18 protein-coding genes are annotated in these 15658 nt (G+C 70.6%); 5 read left to right on the forward strand and 13 right to left on the reverse strand.

Annotated features, from left to right (window positions below; all coding sequences use genetic code 11):
- Window positions 1-19: 19 nt before the first annotated feature.
- Both R6V09_RS27030 and R6V09_RS27035 read left to right on the forward strand, forming a co-directional pair.
- Entirely contained in the window at window positions 20-334 is a 315-nt protein-coding gene (locus R6V09_RS27030) for an AzlD domain-containing protein (RefSeq protein WP_317884050.1), read from the forward strand.
- Between the two features lie 79 nt (window positions 335-413).
- Entirely contained in the window at window positions 414-1091 is a 678-nt protein-coding gene (locus R6V09_RS27035) for a class I SAM-dependent methyltransferase (protein ID WP_317884035.1), read from the forward strand.
- Here R6V09_RS27035 and R6V09_RS27040 read toward each other — a convergent pair.
- The 7 genes from R6V09_RS27040 to R6V09_RS27070 form a co-directional block, all read right to left on the reverse strand.
- The gene (locus R6V09_RS27040; protein WP_317884036.1) at window positions 1044-1565 is read right to left on the reverse strand and encodes a hypothetical protein; all 522 of its coding nucleotides are present in this window, start codon (window positions 1563-1565) and stop codon (window positions 1044-1046) included. The two genes, R6V09_RS27035 and R6V09_RS27040, sit on opposite strands and share 48 nt — an antisense overlap.
- Window positions 1562-2107 (reverse strand): hypothetical protein, encoded by a 546-nt coding sequence (locus R6V09_RS27045; protein ID WP_317884037.1) that lies wholly within the window; start codon window positions 2105-2107, stop codon window positions 1562-1564. The genes R6V09_RS27040 and R6V09_RS27045 overlap by 4 nt, the downstream gene beginning before the upstream one ends.
- Window positions 2088-3362, reverse strand: coding sequence for a WXG100 family type VII secretion target (locus R6V09_RS27050; protein ID WP_317884038.1), 1275 nt, complete (start codon window positions 3360-3362; stop codon window positions 2088-2090). Before R6V09_RS27050 ends, R6V09_RS27045 begins: the two co-directional genes overlap by 20 nt.
- Complete coding sequence (locus tag R6V09_RS27055; RefSeq protein WP_317884039.1) at window positions 3362-3664, reverse strand: DUF6317 family protein; 303 nt, start codon at window positions 3662-3664, stop codon at window positions 3362-3364. The genes R6V09_RS27050 and R6V09_RS27055 overlap by 1 nt, the downstream gene beginning before the upstream one ends.
- Window positions 3664-4152: an SAV_915 family protein gene (locus R6V09_RS27060; protein ID WP_317884040.1), complete on the reverse strand. Its 489-nt coding sequence runs from the start codon at window positions 4150-4152 to the stop codon at window positions 3664-3666. Before R6V09_RS27060 ends, R6V09_RS27055 begins: the two co-directional genes overlap by 1 nt.
- Before the next feature lie 201 nt (window positions 4153-4353).
- Complete coding sequence (gene kstD / locus R6V09_RS27065) at window positions 4354-6129, reverse strand: 3-oxosteroid 1-dehydrogenase (protein WP_317884041.1); 1776 nt, start codon at window positions 6127-6129, stop codon at window positions 4354-4356.
- A gap of 136 nt (window positions 6130-6265) precedes the next feature.
- A complete protein-coding gene (locus R6V09_RS27070; protein ID WP_317884042.1) occupies window positions 6266-8179 on the reverse strand; it encodes an AMP-dependent synthetase/ligase in 1914 nt (637 codons plus the stop codon).
- Between the two features lie 352 nt (window positions 8180-8531).
- Here R6V09_RS27070 and R6V09_RS27075 point away from each other — a divergent pair, with 352 nt between their 5' ends.
- Window positions 8532-9380, forward strand: a complete 849-nt coding sequence (locus tag R6V09_RS27075; RefSeq protein ID WP_317884043.1) for a MaoC family dehydratase — start codon at window positions 8532-8534, stop codon at window positions 9378-9380.
- Between the two features lie 207 nt (window positions 9381-9587).
- Entirely contained in the window at window positions 9588-10880 is a 1293-nt protein-coding gene (locus R6V09_RS27080; protein WP_317884044.1) for a DUF6716 putative glycosyltransferase, read from the forward strand.
- A gap of 52 nt (window positions 10881-10932) precedes the next feature.
- Here R6V09_RS27080 and R6V09_RS27085 read toward each other — a convergent pair whose 3' ends face one another.
- From R6V09_RS27085 to R6V09_RS27110, 6 genes are all read right to left on the reverse strand, one after another.
- Window positions 10933-11592, reverse strand: a complete 660-nt coding sequence (locus tag R6V09_RS27085) for a TetR/AcrR family transcriptional regulator (RefSeq protein WP_317884045.1) — start codon at window positions 11590-11592, stop codon at window positions 10933-10935.
- 27 nt (window positions 11593-11619) lie between these two features.
- A complete protein-coding gene (locus R6V09_RS27090; RefSeq protein ID WP_317884046.1) occupies window positions 11620-11931 on the reverse strand; it encodes a DUF4229 domain-containing protein in 312 nt (103 codons plus the stop codon).
- A 107-nt stretch (window positions 11932-12038) separates the two neighbouring features.
- Window positions 12039-12563 carry a GNAT family N-acetyltransferase gene (locus R6V09_RS27095; RefSeq protein WP_317884047.1) on the reverse strand — a complete coding sequence of 175 codons (525 nt, stop codon included), beginning with the start codon at window positions 12561-12563 and terminating at the stop codon, window positions 12039-12041.
- 8 nt (window positions 12564-12571) lie between these two features.
- Window positions 12572-13735: an aminofutalosine synthase MqnE gene (gene mqnE / locus R6V09_RS27100; RefSeq protein WP_317884051.1), complete on the reverse strand. Its 1164-nt coding sequence runs from the start codon at window positions 13733-13735 to the stop codon at window positions 12572-12574.
- A 41-nt stretch (window positions 13736-13776) separates the two neighbouring features.
- Window positions 13777-14232, reverse strand: coding sequence for an Lrp/AsnC family transcriptional regulator (locus tag R6V09_RS27105; protein ID WP_262063773.1), 456 nt, complete (start codon window positions 14230-14232; stop codon window positions 13777-13779).
- A 55-nt stretch (window positions 14233-14287) separates the two neighbouring features.
- Window positions 14288-14974 carry a UbiX family flavin prenyltransferase gene (locus tag R6V09_RS27110; RefSeq protein WP_317884048.1) on the reverse strand — a complete coding sequence of 229 codons (687 nt, stop codon included), beginning with the start codon at window positions 14972-14974 and terminating at the stop codon, window positions 14288-14290.
- A 91-nt stretch (window positions 14975-15065) separates the two neighbouring features.
- Between R6V09_RS27110 and R6V09_RS27115 the strand changes: the two genes are divergently transcribed.
- On the forward strand, window positions 15066-15658 hold a 593-nt coding region (locus R6V09_RS27115; protein WP_317884049.1), incomplete at its 3' end, for a rhomboid family intramembrane serine protease.

The raw sequence follows: 15658 nt of genomic DNA on the forward strand, positions 1-15658 counted from the left end.
ACCGGCGGGGGGCGGTGGCGTGAGCCCGACGGTGGCCGTGATCCTGGCGCTGGCGGTCGGGACGTATGCCTTCCGGCTGGTCGGGCCGGTGCTGCACGGGCGGGTCGAACTCTCCGCCCGGGTACAGGAGTTGCTGTCCGCCGGGGCGGTGGTGCTGCTGGTCGCGCTGCTGGCGACCGGGGCGCTGACGGAAGGGGGCGGGTTCGCGGGGTGGGCCCGGCCGGCCGGGGTGCTGGTGGGTGGTGTGCTGGCGTGGAGGCGGGCGCCGTTCGTGGTGGTGGTGCTGGGGGCGGCCGGGGTGACGGCGGTGCTCCGGCTGGCCGGGGTGGCCTGAACCGGGGTGCGTGGAACGGGCGTTGCCAGAAGGACCTGTCAGAGGCCGTTGTCAGTGGGCGTCGGTAGGGTCCCCGGCCATGACATCGACGCCGTCCGCCGAAGCCGACTTCGTGACCACCACCCGGACCTTCTACGACGCGGTCGCCGAGGACTACGCGGAGATGTTCGCGGGGGAATCCGGCGCCGGCCTGCGGGACGGGACGGTACTGACCGCCTTCGCCGGGCTGGTGAGCCGTGGCGGGGGCGGGCAGGTGGCCGATCTGGGCTGCGGACCGGGCCGGGTCACCGCGTATCTCGCCTCCCTCGGCCTGGACGTCTTCGGCCTCGACCTGTCCGCCTCGATGCTCGCGATCGCGCGCCGCGAGAACCCGGGGCTGTGCTTCCGGCAGGGCTCGATGCCGGAGCTGGACATCCCCGACGGGACGCTCGCGGGGGCCATCTCCTGGTACTCGTCCATCCACACGCCTGTGGACCGACTCCCGTCCCTGTTCGCGGAGTTCGGGCGCGTGCTGGCACCGGGCGGGTATCTGCTGCTCGCCTTCCAGGCGGGCGACCGACCCCTCACCCTCGACCGACCCTTCGGTCACCCCGTACGCCTGGACTTCGAACGGCGGCGGCCGGAGGCGATGGCCGGGCTGTTGGAGGCGGCGGGGTTCGCGCTGCGGTCACGGACCGTACGGGAGGCGAACACGGAACTCGGCGAGTCGTCAGCGCAGGCGTTTCTGACCGGTCGTAAGACTGCGGCTGTGCTCTAGGGCTCGACGGGCGCCGATCTCGCTGGGGTATTCGCGGACGGCGAAGGCGGCGGCCACCCAGCCGATGCATCCCGCCGCGAGGGCCGGAGCGACCGGTGCCGCGACCAGCCAGAGAGCTCGGCCCGCGACGGCCAGTCCGGTGGAGCGCCGGGTTTCGTCCCGTTTGGCCTGACGGGCCTGGTCGGGCGTCGGTGGGTCCAGCAGCTTCCTGCGGAGGTCCCGCCGCTGCACCCGCCAGCCCCGGACAAGGGCCATGACGGACACCACGGCCTGCGCCCAGTCCCACACCGTGCGCACCGTCGGCGGCAGGCTGGTGCGGAAACCTCTGTAGAGGACGAGCGCGATGTAGCAGAAGAAGGCCATCACGAGGAACCAGAGCAAGGCCCCGGAGGCGCGGCGCAGCCAGTAGCGGGGGCCGCGCTTGTACCAAGTGGTGCCGAGTCCGGGGAGCTTGGGGATGTCGGAGGGGATCATGTTCCGGAGGGGTGCTCCTGGAGCCAGCGGCGGGCGCCGACTTCGCTGGGGTATTCGCGGACGGTGGTCCAGGCGGCGAGCCAGCCGACGAGGTACGCGGCGAAGGCCGGCATGACGGGTGCGGCCAGGGCGATGAGCACCCGCCCGCCCGCGGCGCCGAAGCCGGCCGACCTGCCGGCCTGCCGGTTGTGGTCGCGCTTGGCGATCCAGGTCTGCTTCGGACTGGGCGGGTCCAGGAGGGCCTGTCGATGTCCCCGGCGCTGCTTGATCCAGCCCCAGACGAGGGCTGCGCAGGCCGCGACCACCTGCACGCAGTCGCACACCGTGCGTACGGTGGGCGGCATCTCGTCCCGGAAGCCTGAGTAGAGGGCCAGCGAGAAGAAGGAGATCCCCGCCATCAGGACGAGGAGGAACAGCGTCGTGCGGGTCCGGCACAGCCAGTAGAGCGCGCCGCGCTTGTACCAGGTCCTGCCGAGCTTCGGCAGTTTCGGGATCTCCACGGGGGCCCCGGCGGCGGTGACCTCAGAAGATGCTTTTGACACCGTGCCACACGTCCTTCACCAGTCGTTTCCCGTCGTCCCAGGTCTCCGTGCCGACATGGCCGGCACCGGTGAGTACACCGCCGACCACGCCGTGGTCATGGATGTCCTCGCTCCAGTGCTCGTGGACGGCGTGGTCAAGGACGCTGGTCGCGAGGATCGTCGCACCGACCCCGACGACCGCCACCCCCACCGCACCCTCGACAGGCGCCGCCACCACCGCCAGCGCCCCCGCCGCCACACCCCCCACGGCCACCCCGACATCCACCGTCACCGAGTGCTGCCAGGACCACCCCTTGTCGTGGTCGTCCTTCGCCTCGACCAGCCCACAAGCGGCCGCCGCCGCGACATCCAGCACCGGAATCTCCTTGAGGAACTCCGGCAGTGCCTCAAGCCCCTTGCCCAGCCTCAACGCGTCCGCCGCGTCGGCGAGTTTGACGTTCAGGAGCCGGTCGTACGGGAGTTTGCTGCTGCCGACGTCGGCGCGGGCGATGGCCTCCTCCAGGGAGTCGACCTGCATGACGGCGTCGCGGTAGGCGCCCTTGGCGGGCAGGTCCTTGGGGAGGGAGCGGCCCGCTTTCTGGTACGCCTTGCGTTCCGCGCGGAGTTCCTTCTTCGCCGTCTGCTCCGCAGCCTTCGCGTCGTCGAGCTGGGCGCGTGCCTCCTTGCCGCCGGCCCGCGCGTCCTCCGCGTCGTAGGCGTACAGCCCGCGCAGCGCGTCCGCGATGGTGATCTTGTCGCCGGTCGACACCTTGTCCGTGACCTGGGCGTACAGCCCGCGCAGCTTGTCCGCGGCGACCAGCCGGGCGTGCTGGGCGGTGTGCGCGACCTGCTTGCGTACCGTGTCGTACTCGGTCATCGCGGAGATCGTCTTCTGGTCAGCCGCGCTGGGCGGGTTCGCCGTGAGCATGGGCAGGGGTACGCCCTTGTCGCCCATGGACACGCCCTTGCCCGTGGCGACATGTTCCGCGTTCTGCAGTGCCGTCTCGCACGTGGACAGCGCGTCGGCGAGGGTGCCGAGGATGTCCCCGACCTCGAACACCAGGCTGGCGAAGGCGCCCGCCGTCAGCGCGTCCTCGCTCCACTTCGCGCGGAACTCCTCCGCTGCGTCGCCCTTCCACCCTGCGTCGTCGACGAGCGACTCGACGGCATTGGTCACCGGCCGTACGACGTCGTCGAGTTGGTCCTTGGCGTTCTTGTACGTGGTGGCCATCGTGTGCAGTCCGCCGATGTCGCCGCCGATCCAGCTGTCGCTCATCAGCCGTCCCCCACCATCAGGTCCTCGAACACACCGTGGACATCGACGTCGTGCCGGTGGAAGGAGTCGCGTGCGTACGCGACCTTGTCGCCGTGGTCGTCCAGCCGGTCGGCGAAGCCGAGGTGCAGACCGAGGATGAGGTGGGCGACCTCCTTGATCGCGTCGTCGAGGCCCGCGTCCCCGCCGCTCACCACGGGCGGGGAGACCTGGGGGTGCAGTTTGCGGTAGTCGGTGGCCTGGTCGTGGAAGGTGGTGGCCATCGAGGTGAGGTCGCTCAGCACCGCCTTGAAGTCGGCCGACATCAGCGCACCTCCCGCGCGTAGGCGGCCACGTCGGCCGGCCGCCAGTTGTGCCGCCCCTGCTCCACCTTCGGGTCGAGGACGACGGTGCCGCCCCGCTCCCCCAGCGCCTCGGCGAGCGGCCCGATCGAGGTGAGAACCCACGGCTGGGCCTCGCCGAACGCGGCCACCAGCTTCTCCACCGTGGTGAAGGCGTAGGCCGCGGTGTGCCGCGCGGGATGCTCGAAGAGTTCGTAGACGACGAAAGGCACACGGACCGGCCGCCCGTCGTCGTCCACCGCGTCGACGTACCGAGGATGAGCAGGCACAAAAACAGCCGTCTCGTACTGCGGCACCCCGGGCCGGGGCCCCGGGCGCCCGTCCGCCGACGGACCCGGTGGCGGTGTCGCCTCCGCGTAGTCGAGCAGGCTGGACCGGCGCGCCTCGGGCACCTCCGCGGCCGTCAGCCCCTGCGTGTACTCAAGAAGGCGTGACCGGTTCGGCTCCCCCACCGCCGTCTCCTCTTCCCCGTGGCTCGTCGTGGTCGCTGTGGACCTGTTCGCGCCATCACAGTAGCCACCGACCGAGGCCCCAAATCCGGCTATGTCCGCCCTGCCGACCCGTTGCATGCGCAATGCATACGGCCGCTTGGCCCCGGCCTGGCCATCCCTTGACCGGGCGATGACCAGGCCACGCCGACAGCCCTACGACCGCTACAGCGCCCCCGCCAGATCCAGCGCCGCCACATACCCGAACGTCATCGCCGGACCGATCGTCGAGCCCGCGCCCGCGTAGCTGTGCCCCATCACCGCCGCGCTCGCGTTCCCCGCCGCGTACAGGCCCGGGATCACCGAACCGTCCGCCCGCAGCACCCGGGCCCGCGCGTCCGTGCGCATGCCGCCCTTGGTGCCGAGGTCGCCGGGGACGATGCGGAAGGCGTAGTACGGGGGCAGCCAGAGCGGGGCGAGGCAGGAGTTGGGGAGGATCGCGGGGTCCGTGTAGTAGTGGTCGTAGGTGCTGTCGCCACGCCCGAAGTCGGTGTCCTTGCCGCTCGCCGCAAGGGAGTTGAAGCGGCTGACGGTGGAGCGGAGGGCCGCCGCCGGGACGCCGATCGAGGAGGCCAGGGCGTCCCACGTCCACGCCTTGGAGGCCGCGCCCGAGCTGTACCAGTCGTCGGGGAAGGCGAACGTCGGCAGCACGTCCCGGAAGAGGTAGCGGTTGCGGTAGTTCTGGTCGACGATCAGCCAGGCCGGGATGTCGGGGGCGGCGGCGTTGCGGTCGTACATCGTGTGGACGACGTCGCTGTAGGGGGCGGCCTCGTTGACGAAGCGGGAACCGGCCTGGTTGATCAACAGGCCGCCGGGGAGGGTGCGTTCGGCGAGGCAGAAGTACGGGTCGGCGGGGAGCGGGATGGTGGGTCCCCACCAGGCGTCGTCCATCAACGCCAGTGCCGCGCCCGCGCGTTGGCCGGCCTGGATGCCGTCGCCGGTGTTCTCCTTCGCGCCCACGGTCCAGTCGGTGCCGATGGGCTGGCGCTGGTACTGGGCGCGCATGGCCGCGTTGTGCTCGAAGCCGCCGGAGCCGACCACCACCCCGCGCCGGGCGCGGACCAGTCCGGCGGTTCCGCCGCTCGTGACGACGGCTCCGGTGACGGCGCCGCTCTCCAAGTAGAGGTCGGTGAGCGGGGTGTTGAGCCACACCGGCACCTGCGCGGACTGGAGTCCGGCGCGCAGTCCGGCGGCCAGGGACTGCCCCATGGTGAGCGGCTTCTGCCCGAGCAGTGCCGCCTTCGTGCCCCGGGCCAGGCACTCGGTGGCGACGGCGGCGCCCTTGACGTTCACCGCGGCCAGGTCGAGCCACTTGTAGTCGGCGCTGAAGACGACCATGCCCGAAGGGACGGCCAGATAGGGCGGGTTGAGGTGGGCGAGTTCGGTGCCGAGGATGTTGCCGTCGAGCTGATCGGGTTCTATGGAACGGCCGTTGGGGAGGCCGCCCGGCAACTCCGGGTAGTAGTCGCTGTATCCCTCCATCCAGCGGAAGCGCAGCGGGCTGTTGGCCATCACGAAGGAGATCATGGCGGGGCCGTGGGCGAGGAAGGACTGCCGGCGGTCGGCGGGAACGTCGGCGCCGACGACGGCGGCGAGGTAGGCGGCGGCCTTCGCGGGGGTGTCCGGGACTCCGGCGGCCAGGATCACGGGGTTGTTCGGGATCCAGATCCCGGCCCCCGAGCGGGCGGCCGAACCCCCGAAGGTCGGCGCCTTCTCGACCACGACACAGCTCAGGCCCTGCTTGGCGGCGGTCAGCGCGGCGGTCATCCCGGCCGCTCCCGACCCGATCACCACGACGTCGTAGGTGCCCAGGAGAGGGAGGTCGGCCGCACGGGCGGCCGAGCTGGAGGCTCCGGCGACGGCGAGCGCGGCGACCGCACCACCGGCCAACACGCTTCTTCTGCGCGGGAGTTCCGCATGTGCGTCCGTGCTCGGGGTCATGGCCGCTCCAGCCCGACGGGGAAATGGGCTGGGAATGTCGCGCGGGGGTCTTGTGAAGTCAATAACCAGGCCTGCACCAATACGCCAAAACGCCCCGAACGGCGCTTAGTTCGCGTTCAGCACTGCAAACCCGTGCTCAGTTCGCGTACAGCGCCTCGACATCCCGGGCGAAGTCCCGCATGACCACCTCGCGCCGCAGCTTCATCGACGGCGTCAGATGTCCTGCCACCTCGGTGAAGTCCACCGGGAGGACGCTGAAGCGGCGGATGGACTCGGGGCGGGAGACCAGTTTGTTGGCGTCGTCCACGGCGCGTTGCAGGACCCCTCTCAACTCCTCGTCGTCGACCAGGAGTTCGGCGGGGACCGGGTGCTTGCCGTTCATCTGGCGCCAGTGGGTGATGCCTTCGAGGTCGAGGGTGATGAGGGCGGCGACATAGGGGCGGCGGTCGCCGACGACGATGCACTGGGCGATCAGCGGGTGGGAGCGCAGCCAGTTCTCCAGCGGGGCCGGGGCCACGTTCTTGCCGCCCGCGGTGATCAGGATCTCCTTCTTGCGGCCGGTGATGGTCAGATAGCCCTCGTCGTCGAGGTGGCCGATGTCGCCGGTGGCGAGCCAGCCGTCGTGGGACGCGGGGGCCACCCCGTCGCCGTGCGGGTCCCAGTAGCCCCGGAAGACCTGGCCGCCGGCGAGCAGGATCTCACCGTCCGACGCGATCCGGACCTTGGTGCCGGGCATCGGCCAACCCACCGTCCCCAGCCGGGGTTTGAGGGGTGGCGTGCAGGTCGCCGCCGCCGTGGTCTCGGTGAGGCCGTAGCCCTCGAAGATCTCGATGCCCGCGCCGGCGTAGAACGCGGCGAGGCGGCGGCCCAGTGGGGAGCCGCCGCAGATGACGTAACGGAGCTTGCCGCCCAGCGCGTTGCGGATCTTGCGGTAGACCAGCGGGTCGTAGAAGGCGCGGGCCGTCCTCAGCGGGCCGCTCGGGCCCGAGCCCTTGCCGGACTGGCGGGCCTCCAGGGCCTCGCCGTAGCGGCAGGCCGCGTTGGTCGCGCGGTCGAAGATCCTGCCCCGGCCGCCCTTCTCCGCCTTCGCCCGCGCGTTGTTGAAGACCTTCTCCAGCATGTACGGGATGGCCAGCAGGAAGGTGGGCTGGAAACTGGCCAGATCGGCGAGCAGGTCCTCGGACTTGAGGCTCGCGGCGTGCCCGAGGCGGACCCGGGCGCGGATGGAGGCGACCGCGACCATCCGGCCGAAGACATGGGAGTAGGGGAGGAAGAGGAGGGTGGAGGGCTCTTCGTTCGGCTTGTTCTTGAAGACGCCGTAGAGGAGTTCGATCGCGTTGTCGACCTCGGCGAGGAAGTTGCCGTGGGTGATCACACAGCCCTTGGGGCGGCCGGTGGTGCCCGAGGTGTAGATGACGGTGGCGAGCGTGTCGGGCAGCAACACCCCACGCCGTACGGCGACTTCCTGGTCCGGGACGGTCCGGCCCAGCTCGGCCAGCCGCTCCAGATGGCCCTTCTCGAAGACCCACATGTGGCGCAGGTCGGGCAGCCGCGGTGTCTCCGGGCCGAGCGCCGACGCCTGTGCGACGGTCTCGGCGGCCATCGCCACCGCGCCCGTGTCCTGGAGGATCCAGCGGATCTGGAAGAGGGAGGAGGTCGGGTAGATGGGGACGGTGACCAGACCGGCCGCCCACGCGGCGAAGTCGAGGAGCGTCCACTCGTACGACGTGCGCGCCATGACCGCGATCCGGTCGCCCGGTGCGAGGCCCTCCGCGATCAGCCCCTTGGCGACGGCCTGTACCTGCTCGGCGAACTCGGCCGCCGTGACATCCGTCCAGCTCCCGTCCTCCGCCTGCCTGCTGAGGACCAGGTGGCCGGGGGCCGCCGCCGCGTTCTCGAACGGTATGTCGGCGAGCGAGCCGTGCGTGGCCGGCGCTACCAGCGGCGGTACGGAGACCTCGCGCACCACGCCGTCCAGCCGCCGTATCTCGGGCTCCACGAGTACGGGCGCGCCGTCGTAGTCGTAGCCGGACGGGTAGGCGAGGGACATGGCAGCTCCTGAGGCGTGCAGCTTGTACCGCTCTGCTGCATTAGGTACGCATGGCGCGTACCGAGGTGTTCATCCACGACCCACGGCCGGGTGTTACCTCGGGTCAGGTCGAAGATCGTACGGGCCCCTCGTGGGGACTTTGTGCGGGTTCGGGGGCGGTACGGAGCCGGGCCTGTGCAACCTCGGCGGGTTCGCAGGGCTTTGTCGCCCATACGTCGGCCTTGCGTCACCGATGCGTCACCCATGAGCCCGCCATGGGCCGCCCGGCTCGTCCCGCTTGGCCTTACCTACGGTAACCTTACTCCGAAGTAAGCCGAAAAGAGCCGCCCAGGACGCCACCCGGGAGTGGGACATGGCCAACCCCCGTCCGACCCTCACCGACACCCCCGCGCTCACCCCGCTCCTCCTCCGCGGTGCCCTCCTCTCCCCCTTCAAACGGCCCCGCGCCGACGCCGAGTTCCCTCGCACCCGGCTCGTCCTGCCCGGCGTCCGCGTGGACCTGGCCAAACTGGCCGCCTACGAACGCGTCTGCGGCTTCCCCACCGGCGACGACGCGCTGCCCATCACCTATCCGCACGTCCTCGGCTTCCCGCTGGCCATGCGCCTGATGAGCTGCCGGGCCTTCCCGCTGCCGCTGCTCGGCCTGGTCCACACCTCGGTGGAGATCACCCGGCACACGGCGGTACCGGCCACCGGGGAGTACGAACTCACGGTCCACGTCGACGAGTTGGCCCCGCACAGGCGCGGCACCGAGGCGACGGTCACGACCGGGATGCGGGCCGGGGACGTACTCGTCTGGGAGTCACGGAGCACCTACCTCGCCCGGCATCGCACCGAAGCGCGGGCGCCCGGAGCGACCGAGGAACCGAAGCCGTTGCCCACCGTCGCCGAGTGGCGGCTCGGCGAGGACGTGGGCCGGCGCTACGGCGCCGCGTCCGGCGACCGCAACCCCATCCACCTCTACCCGCTCACCGCCCGCCTGTTCGGCTTCCCGCGGGCCATCGCACACGGCATGTGGACGGCGGCCCGGTGCCTCGCCGCCCACGGGACCCCTGAACGCGCGCTGGTGCGGGCCGAGTTCAGGGCGCCGGTGCTGCTGCCCGGAACCGTGGAGTACGCGGCGCTCGACGACCGCTTCGCCCTGCGGAACGCGGCCGGACGGGTGCACGTGGAGGGGTTCGTGCGCCCGGCCGTTGCCTGAACCCCCATGAACACTGGGCGAACAAAAAACGTCCGGCTCCTTTCGGCAGATCGCGAAATCCCGGGCGGGCAAAGGGCCCTTGAGGATTCCGCACAGGAGAACCCCAGCCCACCCAAGGCTCTTTCAAGCGATCGCTCATGAACTCCTCAGGGACGCTTCCTACCCTCGGCTCACTTCGCCGGACCCGCCAGGAAGGGCCCCTGAGCCATGCCCCCCAGACGCATCGCCGTACTCGCCGACTCGGACACCCGCTGGAAGTGGGGCGCGTCCGTGGCACAGCAGATCGCTCCCGGGCACGCCCTCGACGCGTACTTCCTGCGCGGCCGGTCGACCCCCACCGAGCGGCAGCTCGCCGAGATCGGCATCGAACCCGACAGCCGGCGCGAACTCCCCACCGCCGAACTGGTCGACGACGCGGAACTGGCCGACGCGGACATCGTCGTCATGGCCGTCTCCGGCGGCACGGTCCTCGCCCTCACCCACAGCCTCGGCCTCGCCTGGGCGGGCCGCGAACACCGGCCGATCACCGTCACCGGATACGTCGGCGTCGTCTACGAGAAGATGATCGACGGTCTGCTCACCCGCGGCGGCACCGACATCGTCCTCGCCAACTCCACCTACGACGCGGACCGGTTCGGCGCCGCGTTCGCAAGCGTCGGGGTCGACCCGGACTCGGTGGTGGAGTGCGCGCTGCCCTTCCTCGGCGGCGAGCCCTACCGGCCGTCCACCGAGCGGCCGTTCACCCTCACCTTCGCCGTCCAGCCCTCCGTCCCCAAGAGCAAGCAGGACCGGCTGCGGCTCCTGGAGCGGGCCGCCGCCCACGCCCGGCGCCACCCCGACCGCCAGGTCCTCATGAAGCTGCGCAGCCTCCCCGGCGAACACACCACCCACGTCGAGGCCGACCCCTACCAGCTCCTCATCCAGAACCTGGCCGAACCCGCCCCCGCCAACCTCCAGTTGGTCTACGGCAACATGGGCGAGGTCCTCGACCGCACCGACCTGCTGGTGACCGTCAGCTCCACCGCCGCGCTGGAGTCGATGCAGCGGGGCATACCCACCGCGATACTCACCGACTTCGGCGTCCGCGAGGCGCACGGCAACCACTACTTCATCCACTCCGGCTGCCTGGCCTCCTGGGACGAACTCGACGCCGGCGCCCTGCCGTTGCCCGACCCCGCCTGGGCGGACGCACAGGGCATCGGCAAGAGCGACCCCTACGCCGCCGCCCGCGCCCGCGTGGCCGCGCTGCGCGCCGCGGGACCGCTGCCGACACTGCGCCCCTACTACACACCGGAACGCGCAGGCATCTACCTGGGCGGCCTCCTGGCCCGCAACGGCTTCGACGAGAAGGGCCGCCCGCTGAACACCCCGCTGGGCGCGGGCGGTTCGGGCCGGGTGAAGAAAGCCGTACGAGGAGTGGCCCGGCGCGGCGCCAAAGCCGTGTACCGGGTGGGATATCAGCGGGTCGCGCCGACTCTGCGCAAGTGGGGAGCCGTGTGAGGCGGGCCGGCTGAGGGCGCCTTTCGAGGCGTCCGGCACCCCCCGGTCGGCCCTAGGACCGGTCCTCGGTGCCGGCCGGCGGTGACCAGGGCCGCCCCTCCACCAGGTTGCCGAGGCCTGCCCACGCGAAGTTCATCAGGGTCGCCGCCGTCTGCCTGGCGCTGACGCCCGGGGTCGCGTTGGACCAGGCGGCGAGGGACTCGGCGGCACCGACCAGCGCCTCCGCGAGGCCGGCCACCTCGCGCTCGGCGAGATCGGGGTCGCGGTGTGCCTCGCGGGCGGTGACCGCGATCAACTCGGTGACGAACGCGACGAGTTCGGCGCGCATCGCGGCCACCTCGGCCGCGAAGGGCTCCCCGTGGGTGCGGGCCTGGAGATGCAGGACGGACCAGCCGTCCGGGTGCTGGGCGGTGTGGCTGAAGAACGCCCGCAGCCCGTCCCAGAGTTGGCGGTCGGCGGGCGAGCGGGGGTCGACCCCGGCCCGTACCGCCTCGGTGAGTGCCTGGCCCTCGCGCCGGATGCACGCGGTGAACAGGTCTTCCTTCGAGTTCAGATAGAGATACACCAACGGCTTGGACACGCCCGCGAGTTCGGCTATCTCGTCCATCGACGCGGCCATGTAGCCGCGCTGCCCGAAGGTCAGCACGGCGGCGTCGAGCATCTGCTGCTCACGGACCGCACGCGGCATCCGCTTGGTCTTCACGGCACCCATGGGGGCAAGGGTAGTTCGGCCCGGGTGCTAGGAAGTCTGACCCTGCGGGTGGGACGTCGGCTGGGCGGCGTCGACCGCCTCGTCCTCCTGGTTGCGGTTGGCGTCCAGGTTCGCCTTCATCCGGTCGACCCGCTCGACGATCTGCACGGAGGCCCGGTCCCGCACCCCGCGCAGCACCACGAAGCTGATCGGCGCGGAGATCACCAGCGCCAGCAGGACGATCCACATGCCGTTGGACTCGCCGAAGCCGCGTGGGAAGACGCCGAGGTAGACGAGGCCCCAGACGACTCCGAGGCAGCCCGCGAAGACCCCGAGGCGCCACAGCGTGTAGCGGAACATCTCAATCCACTCTTCCGTAACGAACAGACCCAACCGAACAGATCAAACCGAACAGTCCTACTCAGTGAAGCACGCGCCCCCACCGATCTTCGGGCGGGGTACGCGGCTCACAGCAGGGGCAGCAGCATGAAGATGTCGTCCCGGTCGTCCCCCGGCGCCACCCGGATCGCGCCGGGCACCCGGCCGACCTCCTTGTAGCCGCAGGAGCCGTAGAACCGCTCAAGCCCGTGCCCGCCCCGGCAGGTGAGGCGGATCGCCTCGATGCCGTCGAGACCGCGAGCGGCCTGTTCGGCGGCGGCCAGCAGATCCCGCCCATAGCCCTTGCCCTGGTGGCGGGGGTGGACCATCACCGTGTAGAGCCACAGCCAGTGCAGCATCAGCCGGTGCGTGTTGAACGCGAGGAACACGGTCGCGGCGACCGTGCCCGTCTCGTCCCGGCCGACCAGCAGCCGGGTGCGGCCCTCCGCCATGGAGACGAAGTGCTTGATCAGCTCGGGCCGTATCTCGTCCACCGTGACCGGTGCGACGAAGCCGACCGAGCCGCCCGCGTTCGACACGTCCGCCCACAGCGTGAGGATCTCCTCGCGCAGGGCAGGGGTTATCGCGGGGTCCAGTTCGAAAGTGAGCGCCATCGTTCCGTTCAGACTCGCATCGGCTGCGGGGACTCGCGCCGCGCCGGGTCCGGGCCGTCGTACTCGCGGATGATCTCGTACCGCGTGTTCCGCTCGACCGGCTGGAAACCGGCGTCGCGGATCAGGTCGAGGAGGTCGTCGCGGGTGAGCTTGTTCGGGGTGCCGTAGTTGTCGGCGTCGTGCGTGATCTTGTACTCGACGACCGAGCCGTCCATGTCGTCCGCGCCGTGCTGGAGCGCGAGCTGGGCGGTCTGGACGCCGTGCATGACCCAGAAGACCTTGACGTGCGGGACGTTGTCGAAGAGGAGCCGCGAGACCGCGAAGGTCTTGAGGGCCTCCGCGCCGGTGGCCATTTGCGTACGCGCCTGAAGGCGGTTCCGCACCTTGCCGTCCTTCATGTCCACGAAGTCGTGCTGGTAGCGCAGCGGGATGAAGACCTGGAAACCGCCGGTCTCGTCCTGGAGTTCACGCAGCCGCAGCACGTGGTCCACCCGGTGCTTCGGCTCCTCGATGTGGCCGTAGAGCATGGTGCACGGGGTCTTGAGCCCCTTCTCGTGCGCCAGCCGGTGGATGCGCGACCAGTCCTCCCAGTGCGTGCGGTGGTCCACGATGTGCTGGCGGACCTCCCAGTCGAAGATCTCGGCGCCACCGCCGGTCAGCGACTCAAGGCCCGCGTCGATCAGCTCGTCGAGGATCTCGGAGGCACTGAGCCCCGAGATGGTCTCGAAGTGGTGGATCTCCGTCGCCGTGAACGCCTTCAGCGAGACGTTCGGGAGGGCCTTCTTCAGCTCGCTCAGGGAGCGCGGGTAGTAGCGCCAGGGGAGGTTCGGGTGCAGGCCGTTGACGATGTGCAGCTCGGTGAGGCTCTCGCCCTCCATCGCCTTGGCGAGCCGGACGGCCTCCTCGATGCGCATCGTGTACGCGTCCTTCTCGCCCGGCTTGCGCTGGAACGAGCAGTAGGCGCAGGACGCGGTGCACACGTTGGTCATGTTGAGGTGGCGGTTGACGTTGAAGTGGACGACATCGCCGTTCTTCCGCGTCCGCACCTCGTGCGCCAGCCCGCCCAGCCAGGCCAGGTCGTCCGACTCGTACAGCGCGACGCCGTCCTCGCGGGACAGCCGCTCACCGGAGCGGACCTTCTGCTCCAGCTCGCGCTTGAGCCCGACATCCATGCCCATACCTCTTCCTAAGACAGCCTTCTTGAACGGTACGCCTACGCCTCTTCGGGCAGCTCTCCGACCCGGTTCTCCCACTTCGTGGAGAGCACGATCGTGGTACGGGTACGGGAGACGCCCTTGGTCCCGGACAGCCGCCGGATGGTCTTCTCCAGGCCGTCCACGTCCGGTGCCCGCACCTTGAGCATGAACGAGTCCTCGCCCGCGATGAACCAGCAGTCCTCGATCTCGCTGAGGTCCTTCAGCCGGGCCGCCACGTCCTCGTGGTCGGCGGCGTCCGAGAGGGAGATGCCGATCAGGGCGATCACGCCGAGGCCGAGGGAGGCCGAGTCGACGGTCGCGCGGTAGCCGGTGATGACACCGGCCGCCTCCAGCCGGTTGATGCGGTCGGTGACGCTGGGTCCCGACAGGCCGACGAGGCGCCCCAGCTCCGCGTAGGAGGCCCGGCCGTTCTCTCTCAGGGCCTGGATGAGCTGCCTGTCCACCGCGTCCATGCGATCGATTGCCTTCCGGTGATGACGATGAGGATGAATGAGTGGGTGCCGTACGTCAGTTGTCGATGGTGCGAGCGCCCCCGAGGTCGCCCTTCCACCGGCGGTACAGATCGTGCTCGACGCCCGCCGCGTCCAGGACCCGTCCGGCGACGAAGTCCACCAGGTCCTGGATGTGGGTGGCGCCGGCGTAGAAACCGGGCGAGGCCGGCACCACGGCAGCGCCCAGGTCGTCCAGGGTCACGAGGTGGCGCAGCGTCTGCCCGTTCAACGGCGTCTCGCGTACGGACACCACCAGCCTGCGCCCCTCCTTGAGGGTCACGCTCGCCGCCCGCTGCAACAGGTCCTTGCTCAGCCCGAGGGCGACCCCGGCGACACAGGCGGTCGACGCGGGCACGATCAGCATGCCCTTCGCGGGGTACGACCCCGAGGACGGCCCCGCCGCGAGGTCGCCCGCGCTCCAGTGCCGTACGGCGTCGATGTCGGGCTCGAAGGTGCCGGGCTTGCCGTCGGCGCCGCGGGCCAGCCATTCCCGCAGGTCGTCCTGCCAGTGCGCGTCCCTGAAGGAGATCCCCGTCTCGTCGAGGAGGGTGAGCCGGGACGCCCGGGACACGACGAGGTCGACACTCTCGCCCGCGTCGAGGAGCCCGCGCAGCACCGCAGCCGCGTATGGGGTGCCGGAAGCGCCGGACACCCCTACGATCCAAGGCGTACGCGGCGTCTCTCCTGGCTTGACTGGGTTCACGACACCGAGCCTAGCTGGCGTCGCGGATCGGGAACCGGCCAAGGGGGCCGGGGCGTTCTTCTGTGGGGACGAGTGGACCGTGGGGGGTGCCATGTCCGGTACGGAGTTGGCGTGGTCGCGGAGCGACCGCGCGAAGACGGCGGCCAAGCTGATGGTGGGCTGGGTCGCGCTGTTGTGGCTGCTCGAAGTGGTGGACGTGATCAGCGGCCACGCGCTGGACAGCCTCGGGATCGTCCCGCGTGAGCCGTCCCAGCTGATCGACATCGTGCCGGCCGCGTTCATCCACTTCGGCTTCGCCCATGTGGCGGCGAACAGTGTGCCGCTGCTGGTGTTCGGTTTCCTCGCGGCACTGGGCGGCATCCGGCGGTTCGCCGCGGTCTGCGCGCTGATCATCGTGGCGGACGGTCTCGGCGTCTGGCTCATATCCCCGGCCCACACCAACACGGCGGGCGCCTCCGGCCTGATCTTCGGCCTCTTCGGCTTCCTGCTGTTCAGCGGCTTCGTCGAGCGCCGCCCGCTGGGCATCGCCGTCGGCCTGCTGATCGGCGCGGTCTGGGGCACCTCGATCCTGTTCGGGCTCGCGCCCACGCAGTCGGGGGTCAGCTGGCAGGGGCACCTGATCGGGCTGGCGGCGGGGGTGGGGGCGGCGTTCGCGTTCCGGCGGCGGGCCAGCACCGGGCAGCG

The organism is Streptomyces sp. W16 (assembly GCF_033194735.1).
Lineage (GTDB): Bacteria > Actinomycetota > Actinomycetes > Streptomycetales > Streptomycetaceae > Streptomyces.

Excerpts from the sequence above, each read along its gene's own strand:
- R6V09_RS27085 (WP_317884045.1), bottom strand. The coding sequence starts at position 11,592 with ATGGGTGCCGTGAAGACCAAGCGGATGCCGCGTGCGGTCCGTGAGCAG.
- kstD (WP_317884041.1), bottom strand. The coding sequence starts at position 6,129 with ATGACCCCGAGCACGGACGCACATGCGGAACTCCCGCGCAGAAGAAGC.
- mqnE (WP_317884051.1), bottom strand. The coding sequence starts at position 13,735 with ATGGATGTCGGGCTCAAGCGCGAGCTGGAGCAGAAGGTCCGCTCCGGT.
- R6V09_RS27035 (WP_317884035.1), top strand. The coding sequence starts at position 414 with ATGACATCGACGCCGTCCGCCGAAGCCGACTTCGTGACCACCACCCGG.
- R6V09_RS27055 (WP_317884039.1), bottom strand. The coding sequence starts at position 3,664 with ATGTCGGCCGACTTCAAGGCGGTGCTGAGCGACCTCACCTCGATGGCC.
- R6V09_RS27075 (WP_317884043.1), top strand. The coding sequence starts at position 8,532 with ATGGCCAACCCCCGTCCGACCCTCACCGACACCCCCGCGCTCACCCCG.
- R6V09_RS27090 (WP_317884046.1), bottom strand. The coding sequence starts at position 11,931 with ATGTTCCGCTACACGCTGTGGCGCCTCGGGGTCTTCGCGGGCTGCCTC.
- R6V09_RS27105 (WP_262063773.1), bottom strand. The coding sequence starts at position 14,232 with ATGGACGCGGTGGACAGGCAGCTCATCCAGGCCCTGAGAGAGAACGGC.
- R6V09_RS27040 (WP_317884036.1), bottom strand. The coding sequence starts at position 1,565 with ATGATCCCCTCCGACATCCCCAAGCTCCCCGGACTCGGCACCACTTGG.
- R6V09_RS27095 (WP_317884047.1), bottom strand. The coding sequence starts at position 12,563 with ATGGCGCTCACTTTCGAACTGGACCCCGCGATAACCCCTGCCCTGCGC.
- R6V09_RS27080 (WP_317884044.1), top strand. The coding sequence starts at position 9,588 with ATGCCCCCCAGACGCATCGCCGTACTCGCCGACTCGGACACCCGCTGG.
- R6V09_RS27070 (WP_317884042.1), bottom strand. The coding sequence starts at position 8,179 with ATGTCCCTCGCCTACCCGTCCGGCTACGACTACGACGGCGCGCCCGTA.
- R6V09_RS27050 (WP_317884038.1), bottom strand. The coding sequence starts at position 3,362 with ATGAGCGACAGCTGGATCGGCGGCGACATCGGCGGACTGCACACGATG.